The organism is Thermoleptolyngbya sp. C42_A2020_037 (assembly GCF_015272455.1).
Lineage (GTDB): Bacteria > Cyanobacteriota > Cyanobacteriia > Elainellales > Elainellaceae > Thermoleptolyngbya.
The window spans coordinates 1-12,151 of record NZ_JACYLP010000053.1 but is presented as its reverse complement, the minus strand read 5'-3'; the positions used below and the strand labels follow the sequence as shown (position 1 = coordinate 12,151).

Below are 12,151 nucleotides of genomic sequence, written 5' to 3'. Positions count from 1 at the left end.
GTGGACGGGGTGGGAGGGGAGGGGGAAGAGGGAAGAACGAAGAACAAAGAACGAAGAACGAAGAACGAAGAGGGAAGAATGGGTTAGGAGAGTTCTGCGATCGCCTTGGAGATTGGGATTTGAATCACAAACTCGGTGCCCTTTCCTGGTTCTGAGAGGCATTCCAGGGTGCCGCCGTGCTTTTCGGTGACGATTTGATAGCTGATGGACATGCCCATGCCGGTGCCTTTGCCGACGGACTTGGTGGTGAAAAATGGGTCAAAGATGCGCTGCCTGACGCTGGGCAGCATTCCTGTGCCGTTGTCGATGATGTGGATGCTGACTTGATGATCGGGCATGACCTGGGTTTTGATGCAAATGGTGCTGGGTTCAGCCTGCTGGTCGGCGATCGACCGCTGCTGGTCGCGTTCTTCTAGTGCGTCGATGGCGTTCGACAGGATGTTCATAAACACCTGATTCAGTTGACCTGCATAGCACTCGACGGGCGGCAGCGAGCCGTATTCCTTGATCACCCGAATCTCTTCGCGGCCAGGGCGTGCCTTCAGGCGGTTGTGCAAGATCATCAGCGTGCTGTCGATGCCATCGTGGATGTCTACAGGCTTGGATTCCGCTTCGTCTAGCCGGGAGAAAATGCGGAGCGATCGCACGATTTCGTGAATCCGCTCGGTACCCACTCGCATTGAGGCAAGCAGTTTGGGTAAATCTTCGCGCAGAAACTCCAGATCGATCTCTTCGGCATAGTGGGCAATTTTGGGCGTGGGTTCAAGATATTCCTGCTGATACAGATCCATGAGAGCCAGCAAATCCTGCACATAGTTGCGGGCATGGGCCAGGTTGCCGTGGATGAAGTTCACTGGGTTGTTGATTTCATGGGCAATGCCGGCCACCAGTTGCCCCAGGCTCGACATTTTTTCGCTTTGCACCATCTGCGCCTGGGTGCGCTGAAGCTCTTGCAGCGCGTGTTGCAGTTCCTCGCTCTGGGCGCGGCTCTGGGCGTAGAGTTCGGCCTGGTCAATGGCGATCGCCAGTTGGGTGGCCACCGATTGCAGCAAATCGCGCTCTCGCTCGGTCCACGGGCGCACCTGCTGAAAGTGGTCGCCAATCAGACAGCCGATTCGCTGAGAATGCGTCCGCAGCGGCATCAACACCACCGACTGCACCCCCGATTCCATCAGCAGCGCTTGAAAAACCGGGTCGCTGCACTGGGCCGTGTCGTCTACCCAAACCATCTGCTGCTGGATCAACTGCTGCACCACATTGTCGCCAACCAGCCGCAGGGGATACTCACCCAGCAGGCTGGGCGCGTGGTCGTTTTTGGCTTCTTGCACAATCTCCCAGTGCGGCGTATCGGTCTCGGGCAGCACCCAGCAAAAGCCGCAATAGTCGATTTCCAGAAGGTTTCGCACGGCCTGAATTGTGGTTTCAAGTACCGTGTCCAGGTTGAGAGAATTGCGGATCTGGTGGGCAAGCTGGTTCAGCAGGGTTTGGCGATCGGCATAGTCCTGAATCGCCTCTTCTGCCCGCTTGCGATCGGTGATGTCGATGGCAATGCCACCCACCACCTGCTGTCCCGACCCGTCCGACATGGGAAATTTGTAGACCAGCGAATCGCCAATCGTGCCATCCGGCAGCGGAATCGGCTCGATCGTGGCCAGCAGACGACGGTTGTGAATGACGGTTTGAACGTTGTGCAAAAATTCTGCCGCGACCTCTTTGGGGTATAGATCAAATAGCGACTTGCCCACCACGTCCGGCGTGGGCAGGGTGAACATTTTCAAATAGGTTTGGTTGATGTAGAGCATTTGCCCCTCATAGCTGACCATCCAGGCGGCGGTCGGGCTGTGATCCATAAACGCCTGAAAGCGCTCCTCGCTGCGGCGGCGGGCCTCTTCTGCTTCCTTGCGCGGCGTGATGTCTTGCACCGTGCCCACCATTGTCAGGGGCTTGCCGTCTTCGCTCCACAGGACATCGCCCCGACCCGCCAGCCAGTGAATGGAGCCATCGGGCCAGATCACTCGATAGTCCGCAGCATAGGCGGTTGTGCCGGCGATCGCCGATTCGATTGCCTGTTCAATCCGCCTCACGTCTTCTGGGTGGATCGCCTTCGCACAGGTCGCCCAAGTGCCATCGAAGGTGTCATCCGTCAGTCCAAACAGATGCTTCGCTTCGTCGCTGAAGTGTTCCAGATGATCCGTTGCAATATTCCATTCCCAGATGCCCGTTTGCGCTGCCTTGAGCGCCAGCCGCATCCGCTGTTCACTTCGTTGCAATGCCTTCTCGACCTCCTGACGCTGAGCCTCTAGCTGGAGGCGATCGCCAATATCTCGCCACGTTGCGTGCAGAATGGTGCGCCCCTGCCACTCGATCGCCGTCAGCAATACCTCTACCCACAAGTCTTCCCCATTCATGCGGTGGTGCATCCATTCAAATCGGTGACTGCCCCGCCGCATGGCGATCGCCATCATCTCATTTGCCGTTTCAAACGAGGGTCGTCCGTCGGGCTGCACCGCGGGCGAAAGCATGGCCGGATGCAGCGATTGCACTTGCGCTTTGTCAGTGCAGCCCAGCAGGGCGATCGCCGCTGGATTGCAGTCAATAAATACATCGCCATCAATCAGCAAAATTGCATCGGCAGAGCGCTCAAAAAGCTGGCGAAAGCAGTCTTCGGGCAGGGGCAAACCGAAACCAGCAGGTTCAATCATGAGTTTCTAGAGCAAGAAGAGGGGCCGAGTCCATATCATGCAAGCCAATTGAGGTGGGGGTTGACGGGGCACCACTTCACAACACCCAGGTAAACGCCATGTGGGAAAACGCTAATCTAAAAAGGCTAATCTATAAAGCAGTTGGGGGCTGGGGAAACTGCAAATGCCGTCCCACGGGCGATCGCCCCTAACAGGCATTGGGCTACACCCCGACTGAATCCTGATCCAGAGTGCCCTATCTCTATTACCTCGCCAACACCTGCCAACCGCTAAACAGCCCATCTAAATAGTAGAGTTCTACGGTAATGCTAATCCTTGATGACAAAACTTCAGAGAGATTGGACTGCTTTTTTTCCACGGCTGACGCTTCAGCGGCAGTTGACTTTGCTGCTGATGGTGTTTGTTGGGTTGGGTGGGGCTGCGATGGGTCTATTAGCAGAGGTTTATCATCGCCGTGAAAGCACCCTCGCAGCTCGCACCCAGGCCGAACTTTCTCAGGCGAATGCGCTGCTCATCCAAAAATTTTTGGAGTCCGACTTGGTTGATTCTCACACATTTGGCAAGCCAGAAGACGACATTCTCTGGCAGCAGTCGAGTCAGGCTTTGGCAGATTTCCCGCGCGTCGAGGGCGGCTTTTATTTGCACCAAGTCGATCAACTCCTGGGCTATGCCTTTCCAACCCACGGGGGGAAAGTGCCCAAGCGGGATGTACCACCGACTGAGCGAGGAATTATCTTAGACTTGGTGCAGCAAACTACAGCGCTGCGCGTGCCCCAAGAGAAGGTGCTGCACGCAGGAATTGACATCGTAATCTTGCGGGCGGAGCCGCTGCCCTTTCGCGGCGCGGTCTGGACAATGAAGCGGATTCCCCAGTCTCAGGATCGGCAGTCTCGGCTCCTAACCCTGTTGTTGGTGTGTTTAATGCTGGTGGCCGTTGCATGGACGCTGCTGATTCTGGTGCAGTTGCGTCATGGCGTGCGATCGCTCCAGCACGGCATCAAGGAAATCGAAGAAGGGCGAGCCGATGAAATTGTGCCGCTAACGATGGAGATGGGGCAGGTTGGCGCAGCTATCACCTCCATGCACCAGCGGCGACGAGAACTGGAAAACCGCCTCCAGCGCGTTGAGCGCTTGGCCTCTTTGGGACAACTGGTGGCAGGGGTTGCCCACGAGGTGCGGAACCCGCTAGCAAGTTTGCGGCTGAATTTAGAATATTTGGCTCGCCAGGCCCAGCGACAGGGTAATGTTTTGTCGATCGACCATCTCACCGAGCAAATCGATCGCCTAGAGGCACTGGTGCGACAATTGCTGTATTTTGACAAACGCCAGCAGGATGAGGCATGGGTTCCAGAATCTCTAGAAAAAATTGTGCAGGAGGCCGTTTCTCTGCTCCGTCTAGAGGCTCAACAGCAAGGCATCGAGTTGGTCTATCAACCACCGGGGCGATCGCTCCTGCCAATTCCACTGCGCTGTCGCAGCCTCAATCAAATGATGGTGAATCTCATTCTCAATGCCATTCAGGCGAGCCGAGCGGGGCAAACCATCACGGTGGGAGTGGAGGAGGAGGGCGATTATCTCGTGGCCTGGGTCGAAGATGCAGGGAAGGGGGTGCCTCCCGAACTGAAGGAGCAGATTTTTAATCCCTTCGTATCGACCAAACCTGATGGAACCGGGCTTGGATTATCCATTAGTCATGAAATTGTCGTGCAACACGGCGGCTATATCGATCTACAATCTCGCCCTGGCTGCACGCGGTTCAGCGCGTATCTTCCCAAACAGCCTAAACCTGGCATAAGTGGTCTAGAGCTAGCAAAACGAGGGCGAAATGGCAAAAATTCTGATCATTGATGATGAGAAGGCCATGCGTCAGGCAATGGTGCAAATCTTGCGTGATGAGGGACATGAAACCTTAGAGGCATCCGACGGCAGCCAGGGGCTGAAACTCATTCAAGCCTGTGAAGCGGGCGATCGCCCCGACCTAGTCTTTCTCGACCTAAAAATGCCCCGCACCCAAGGCATGACGGTACTCAAGACCCTCGGTTCACAACTGCTAGAGTTGCCTGTGATTGTGATGACTGCCTACGGCACAGGACGTACCGCCATAGAGGCCATGCAGCTCGGAGCCTATGACTACATCACCAAGCCCTTTCCGCTAAAAACCCTTCTGAGTTTGACCGAAAAGGCCCTCGCCCATGCCCAAACATCGGTGTCGGTTAGCCAAACTAACATCCTGCAAGACCTCGACACAGAGGAATTATTGGGGCAGTCTGCTGCGATGGCAGAGGTGTTTAAGCTCATCGGCCGCGTGTCCCAAACCGACGCTACCGTGCTGATTTTAGGCGAATCAGGTACTGGCAAAGAATTGGTGGCTCAAATGCTGCACAGCAACAGCCGCCGCAGCCGTAGCCCACTGGTCAAGGTCAACTGTGCTGCCCTACCCGAACATTTGCTAGAAGCAGAACTGTTCGGCCATGAAAAGGGTGCGTTTACTGGGGCCGACCATCTCCGCATCGGACGGTTTGAGCAGGCTAATGGGGGCACCATTTTCCTGGATGAGATTGGAGAACTGAGTCTCGGCATTCAAGCAAAACTGCTGCGGGTGCTACAAGACCGATCATTTGAACGGCTCGGCAGCAATCAAACTCGTACAGTCGATGTTCGCATTTTGGCAGCGACCAATCGCAATCTGGAAACGATGGTGCAGCGTCAGCAGTTTCGAGAGGACTTGTACTATCGGCTCAATGTGCTGCGGATTGATTTGCCTCCCCTGCGCGATCGCCTAGAAGATTTGGATCTGCTCACCCAACATTTCCTCAAGCGGCTCGCCATTCAGCACAATTTCCCAAAACTCAGCATATCAGAAGCCGCGTTTCAGAAACTTCAGTCTCACGCCTGGCCGGGCAATGTGCGAGAGCTACAAAACACGCTAGAACGTGCTGTCATTCTATCTGGAGGGCGAATTTTGCTGCCTGATCATCTCTCCTTTGGCCAGATGCCAAAGCCCGATCTGAACTTGGAAAATGCGATCGCCCAACTTGAGCAAGACCTTATCCGACGCGCTTTGACGCTATACCCTTACTGCGCTCACGAAGCGCTCGGTCTCAGCCTTGAAGCCTTCCATCAAAAGCGAGAGCAGTGGAACCTCTGAGCGTCTCTTCCAAACCCGCGCTGCACCTCCAGGTTAAGCTCCAGCCCGTTCTGTATCCCAGTTTGCGGCAACTTGTGCAACTGCTGCCCCTTGATTATCGGCGGGTGCTGCATCGACTCCAATCCGAGGCATTGCGGAATCCATTTCTCATCGATGCCCAACTCGGCGGGCGATCGGCAGAAACCCTTTTAGGCGATATCTCTCCTGATTGGTACGAACCCATCGCTACGCCAGAAACCCTACAGGATCACCTAGAGTCCCAAATTTCGGTTCTACCTGTATCACAACAGCAAAAGCTGCGAACCCTGCTGCCGTGGATTGCGCCGTCCGGTTATTTAGAAGAATCCCCTGATGTCTGGGCTAGGGGAACGTCTTGGACTCCGCTAGAGTTGGCGGCAATGGTACCCGTGTTGCAGTCCCTTGACCCACCAGGCGTGGGAGCGCGATCGCTGCGGGAATGTCTCCTGCTTCAGAGCGACCCGACGGACTCTTTGATCACGCATATTATCCGCAACTATTTGGATGAACTGGCCACAGGACTGGCGACATCGGCGGGTCTGCAACCACTGCTGCATACCCTAAGACACGATGCGCCGGAATTTGCCTCAATTTCTATGTCTGAATTGCAGGCGGCCGTCCGCAGAATCCAGGCGCTAGAGCCGCGACCGGGGCGAAATTTTAGCTATGCACCAGTTGCAACTGTAGTGCCCGATCTGACCGTTCAGCCAGCAGGTGGTGCGACTGACGAACTGTGGGAGGTTACTCTGGTGCGGGCCGTAGAGTCGCGGTTTGGGCTGAATGCCGAGGCGATCGCCCTGCTGGACACTCCCCTACCCCCCGCAAAGCGCCAGCAGCTAGAAGCCCTATTCCAACAAGCCCAGAGTTTGCTCACTGCCCTCAGCCAGTGGCAAGAAAACCTGCTAAAGGTCGGCCAGTTCCTTTGCGATCGCCAGCAAGCTTTTCTCCGCAGCCGCAATCCGCTCGACCTATTGCCTACGTCCCAGCAGCTCGTGGCCCAAGCGGTAAGCCTGTCAGACGCAACGGTCAGTCGAATTGTGCGCGATCGCTATTTGCTGCTCAACATATCGCCTCGGCAAATTTTGCCGCTCTCGTGTCTGTGCCCAGCAGCGGTCGTTGGCGGGCGCACTCCCCAGCAAATCCAGCAGGTTATCCAGGAATTGATCCAGGCAGAACCGCCCCACAAACCTTACAGCGATGCCCAGCTTGTCCACCTGCTAAAGCTACGGTTTGGGCTGGCAATTGCTCGCCGCACTGTGGCCAAATACCGCACTCAGCTTGGGATTGCTAATGCCGCCCAACGACGGAAGCTGACGACAACTCCTTGAGCCAGTAGAACTTTGGATTTTGCATGGGCATGTGCTGGGGCTGAAAACGGTAGCCCGTACCGCGAACGGTTTGAATATATCCGTTGCCCATCTTTTTTCGCAGATAACCGATATAGACATTGACGATATTAGAGCCAGGGTCATAGTCATACCCCCAGACATGCTTGAGTAAATGCTCGTGACTTAGCACTCGTCCTGGGTGTCGCAGAAACGTTTGTGCTAAGACAAATTCGCGGGCCGACAGTTCGATCTGGCGATCGCCCACTTGGAGTTGGTGGGATTGCAAATCTAGCTCAACGTCACCGACTTGCAATACTATCTCGGTGTTCTGAGCGGCACGGGCATGGCGCAGGCGCAAGCGAACACGGGCCAGCAATTCCTCGAAGTGAAAGGGCTTAGCAACACAGTCATCTGCACCGCTTTCCAGCCCAGCAACAATATCCTGCACGCTGCCGCTAGCGGCGAGGAGAATAATGGGCAATTGTTCGCCCTGCCCGCGCAGTTCCTCCAGCACGGTCCAGCCATCTTTTTTGGGCAACCCCAAATCTAAAATCAGCAGGTCAAACTCCCGGCTGGCAATCATTTCGCAGGTGGTTTGTCCATCAGAGGCGATCGCCGTCAAAAAGCCATCAGCCCGAAATCCCTGTTCCAAAAAGGCAGCAATTCGTGGCTCATCCTCTGCAATTAATACACGAGTCATAGTCTTCGTTCCTAGATCTCAAACTTTGGCAGGACTTACGCACTTGCGGCAGATTTCCTGGATTTTGGGCAATTTCTTTCAGGCTGCACAGGCTGCAAACAGGGCAAATAGCCCCACAAATAGCTGCGCCTGTAGACATCAGTGCAAATTTCGTGCCAACTCCAAATCTCAACTGGCATGAATTTTGCACAAGGGCAACTAGGTAGCCACCGGATGCTACCTTGCCGACTTTCAACGGGTCTAGCCTAGGGGAAGCCATCACTTTCCCAGCTAGACAACCGCTCGGAACCGGCGTGTCCTTCTCGACAACATGAGGATAATCAGCATGAGTCGATCTAGCATGATTCTGATGCTTCGCTGGGGAGCAAGCGTAATGCTCACCTTTGTTTTGGCATCGCTGTTCTCAGAGTCTGCGGCTGCCACAGTCCGACAACTGAGTCGCGGTTCTGCGGCAGTCGAAGCCAGTACTGACTACGCTCAGGTAAAACAGCCTAAAGGAGGAACGATCTTGCCCAAGGGCACGACCCCTTCGCGGCCCAAGGGCACAGTTGCGCCACCCCCCAGAGGCACGACTCCTTCGCGGCCCAAGGGCACAGTTGCGCCACCTCCTAAAGGCACGACTCCTTCGCGTCCCAAGGGCACAGTTGCGCCACCCCCCAAGGGCACGACTCCTTCGCGTCCCAAGGGCACAGTTGCGCCACCTCCCAAAGGCACGACTCCTTCGCGACCCAAGGGCATCGTTCCACGACCGCCCAAAGGCACAACATCACCCCGTGCCTTCTAAACGAGTCTTAATGACTCCAGTTGCAAGCGGAATGAAGTAAGTAAAGCAATCGCTAAATGGTTGCTAGTCTTACCCAAGTCTCGTTGAGAAACACATTGGAAGCGAACTTTTCATGCTGAGTATGGCAGCTTCCGCCATACTCAGCTTCGTGACTCAGCTTTTAGCAAGTAAATAGACCATCTTTACCTACGTCAGTCTTATCTACACCAGAGATCTCCACTAGATAGGTGCTGAGTGCTGCTTGACGAGACAATCTGCAATTGAACTTCATTAATTTCAGGGGAGTAGGATACTTGTGGATATGAATGCTTCTCCGGTCTTGCAGGCTTCTGGCAAACCCGTAGACAACTCCAAAGTGCAACCCATGAAACAGACAGACCCATGAAACAGACAGACCCATTACAGCCTCAGAAGCCGAGCGAGATGGTACCCTCGAACCAGAAAGCGCCGCTTCAAGAACAAATAAGTGCTTTGCTTCAGCAGTATGAAGCCGCTCCCTATCCAGAAATGCCGGTTGATCAACCTGTTCAGCTAGACGCTGTGACACTCTATCAACACAACCTCACTACGCCCTACTATCTGCTGCATCGTCGGGTCGTGTCTTTGCAAGATAAGGTGATTTTGGATGTGGGCTGTGGCAGTGGATATACGTCGCTGCGATTGGCGATCGCCAATCCAGGAGCAAAAGTCATTGGGGTAGACGTATCGCCTACTTCGATTACGATGGCCCGGGAGCGCCTCGCCCAAGCTCAACACCTGCCAGTTGAGTTCCACGTCCTGTCTGTCGAAGAACTGCCAACCCTGGAAATGCAGTTCGATTATATTAACTGCGACGAGGTTCTTTATATCTTACCTGACCCTGCTGCCGCTCTGCGCGTCATGAAGAGGATGCTCAAGCCTTGTGGCATCCTGCGAGCCAACTTGCACAGCGCAATTCAGCGGCAACACTTTTATCGGGCACAGCAGATGTTGTCTCTCCTGGGCGTGTTTCATGAAAAGGCCGGAGCCACAGAGACGAATTTGGTGCGGGAGGTGATGACGGCAATGCCAGACTGGGTAGACCTCAAAGAAAAAACCTGGACTCCTGATGCCAGTGGGCAGGTGAGCGACCAAATGATTCGGATGAACTACCTGCTGCAAGGTGATAAAGGCTACACCATTCCTGAACTCTTTGCCCTGCTGAACTCGGTGGGTTTGCGGCTTGTAGACATGGTGAACTGGCAACAGTGGAATCTGCCGCTCTTATTTGGCTCCTTAGAAGAGATGCCAGCATGGATTGGATTCACGTTGCCCCAGTTTTCCTATGAAAAACAGTTGCAGCTCTATGAGCTGATTCATCCCATCCATCGGCTGCTCGATTTTTGGTGTACTCATACAGAAACCCAGCCAGCGGGCCCACTGCCATTTCACTGGTGTCTTCCTGGTCTCAAGCTGAGCGATCGCATCTTTCTCCATCCTCAGTTGCAAACAGCGACAGCGCGAGCAGATCTAGAAGACTGCATAGCTCACAATCGCCCCTTTGCGCTAGAGCCACATTTGCCGATTTTAGGTGCAAAGCCAATTCTTCTCGACAGCCGCCTTGCGGCCTGCCTGTTGCCCTTGTGGGATAGACCCCATACAGTAGAGGCGATCGCCCAACTTTGGCAACATCTCCACCCGCTACATCCCTGCACGCTGTCTCCAATTTCCCTGGATAATGCGCTAGAAGCCGTCAGCGACCTATTGGAAATGCTTCTACCAGACCTGTATGTCATGGTCGAACCTCATGACTAAGGGAATATTGGGGAATATCAAGGGAATATCGGGGAATACAGCATTTTCTTGCGGGGTGAGGCACATGCTGCCCTCACGAGGCAAGGGCTTATTGACCATCCGTGTGCCTCACTAGCTTCAAAAACGCTGTATCAATGATTTGGCAATAACTTAGCCATGATTCGGCAATTCCGCCCGCCTCCATGAATCGTTAAGAAGATCCGGAGCCCTCCGAAATCCTCAAACCTAGCGGCGTAGACTTCAAGGTAGCTGTGACATGAGACATCAACCCTATGACGACATCCGGAAACAGCCCCTATTCCTCGTCAGGACAGCCCGAAACCACTGGCAGGTATCTCGTCCTGCTGGATACCGACAATATTGATGACGGACTCCGTACAATGGACGATTCGGCGGGGATTCGCCATTTTGCCCATTCTGCGGACTTTCGCGACCATTCTCCCAGCGGCGAACAGCTAGCCAGCGAAGATTCGCTGGTCTTCGACGAATTGGGAGTGGCAGTTGTGACGATGGAGCCGGGTCAGGCGCAAGCGCTGAATGCGGCGACGATGCGCGGTGGCGCGGTGATTGCGGTAGAGCCAGAGCGAGTCGTGCGGGCCATTGAGGAGCCAGACCCCGATGCCTCTTTGCCGGCTGTACCCCGATTTACAAACCAGGAAATCATGACTATCCCTGTGGACTACCTCAAGGGCTATCGGGATGCAGTGAACCATCTAGTGGATCGGCTGCTGCCGCAGGAGCAGGAGGCAGAGTCGGTGCTGGGTCGCGGCGGGGCCGTTGCCGATGGCTCCATCACCTGGGGGCTGGACGTCACGAAAGCCAGCACCTCGCAATATAGCGGGTTGGGGCTAAAGGTTGCCGTGCTGGATACGGGCTTTGATCTGACCCATCCCGATTTTGTGGGGCGGGCGGTGTCTAGCAAGTCCTTTATTGAGGGCGAAGAGGTGCAGGACGGCAACGGCCACGGGACGCACTGCATCGGCACGGCCTGCGGATCGAAGCTGCCCGAGATTTTGCCGCGCTACGGCGTTGCCTATAATTCCGAAATCTATGCAGGCAAGGTACTGAGCAATGAGGGCAGCGGCGCAGACGGCGGCATTTTGGCGGGCATTAATTGGGCGATCGCCAGTGGATGTCAGATTATCTCCATGTCGCTGGGGGCAATGGTGCTGCCTGGTCAGAGCCATTCTGCGGTATACGAAAATGTGGGTCGGCGGGCCCTGCGGCGCGGCAGTTTGATCATTGCGGCGGCGGGTAATGACAGCTTTCGGCAGTTTGGCGTGATTGTCCCTGTCAGCCATCCGGCCAATTGCCCCTCGATCATGGCGATCGCCGCTCTGCGCCCCAACCTAAAGATGGCCCCCTTCTCCAACGGCGGCATCAACCGCAACGGTGGGCAGATCGACTTGGCGGCTCCCGGCGTAGACGTATATTCTAGCTGGCCCATGCCCACCCGCTACAACACCATCAGCGGCACCAGCATGGCCACGCCCCACGTCGCCGGACTGGCCGCCCTCCACGCCGAAGCCACAGGCGCACGCGGCCGGGAACTGTGGGCCCAATTGACTCAGCGGGCCTGGCGTTTGTCGCTGCCGTCGCGGGACGTGGGCAGTGGCCTGGCGCAAGCGCCGGATTGAGTGAGGGAAGAGAGAAGAACGAAGAGAGAAGAACGAAGAGAGAAGAACGAAGAGAGAAGAA

Annotated in this window: 8 protein-coding genes; 6 read left to right on the top strand and 2 right to left on the bottom strand. The window is 55.4% G+C overall.

Features of this window, described 5'->3' with window-relative positions:
• Window positions 1-83: 83 nt before the first annotated feature.
• Window positions 84-2,702, bottom strand: a complete 2,619-nt coding sequence (locus IGS16_RS19085; protein ID WP_297088178.1) for a PAS domain S-box protein — start codon at window positions 2,700-2,702, stop codon at window positions 84-86.
• 318 nt (window positions 2,703-3,020) lie between these two features.
• Between IGS16_RS19085 and IGS16_RS19080 the strand changes: the two genes are divergently transcribed.
• From IGS16_RS19080 to IGS16_RS19070, 3 genes are read left to right on the top strand one after another with little or no spacing between them, the layout of a single operon-like run.
• Window positions 3,021-4,550 (top strand): ATP-binding protein, encoded by a 1,530-nt coding sequence (locus IGS16_RS19080; RefSeq protein WP_297088176.1) that lies wholly within the window; start codon window positions 3,021-3,023, stop codon window positions 4,548-4,550.
• Complete coding sequence (locus tag IGS16_RS19075) at window positions 4,528-5,850, top strand: sigma-54 dependent transcriptional regulator (RefSeq protein WP_297088175.1); 1,323 nt, start codon at window positions 4,528-4,530, stop codon at window positions 5,848-5,850. The genes IGS16_RS19080 and IGS16_RS19075 overlap by 23 nt, the downstream gene beginning before the upstream one ends.
• A complete protein-coding gene (locus tag IGS16_RS19070; protein WP_297088172.1) occupies window positions 5,838-7,196 on the top strand; it encodes a hypothetical protein in 1,359 nt (452 codons plus the stop codon). The genes IGS16_RS19075 and IGS16_RS19070 overlap by 13 nt, the downstream gene beginning before the upstream one ends.
• Here the strand turns inward: IGS16_RS19070 and IGS16_RS19065 are convergent.
• Window positions 7,156-7,896, bottom strand: coding sequence for a response regulator transcription factor (locus tag IGS16_RS19065; RefSeq protein ID WP_297088170.1), 741 nt, complete (start codon window positions 7,894-7,896; stop codon window positions 7,156-7,158). The genes IGS16_RS19070 and IGS16_RS19065 overlap by 41 nt on opposite strands.
• Window positions 7,897-8,269: 373 nt before the next feature.
• Between IGS16_RS19065 and IGS16_RS19060 the strand changes: the two genes are divergently transcribed.
• The 3 genes from IGS16_RS19060 (at window position 8,270) to IGS16_RS19050 (ending at window position 12,090) form a co-directional block, all read left to right on the top strand.
• Window positions 8,270-8,680: a hypothetical protein gene (locus IGS16_RS19060; RefSeq protein WP_297088168.1), complete on the top strand. Its 411-nt coding sequence runs from the start codon at window positions 8,270-8,272 to the stop codon at window positions 8,678-8,680.
• A 507-nt stretch (window positions 8,681-9,187) separates the two neighbouring features.
• Window positions 9,188-10,453 (top strand): bifunctional 2-polyprenyl-6-hydroxyphenol methylase/3-demethylubiquinol 3-O-methyltransferase UbiG, encoded by a 1,266-nt coding sequence (locus IGS16_RS19055; RefSeq protein ID WP_297088166.1) that lies wholly within the window; start codon window positions 9,188-9,190, stop codon window positions 10,451-10,453.
• A 272-nt stretch (window positions 10,454-10,725) separates the two neighbouring features.
• Window positions 10,726-12,090: a S8 family serine peptidase gene (locus IGS16_RS19050; protein WP_297088165.1), complete on the top strand. Its 1,365-nt coding sequence runs from the start codon at window positions 10,726-10,728 to the stop codon at window positions 12,088-12,090.
• The last annotated feature ends 61 nt before the right edge of the window (window positions 12,091-12,151 follow it).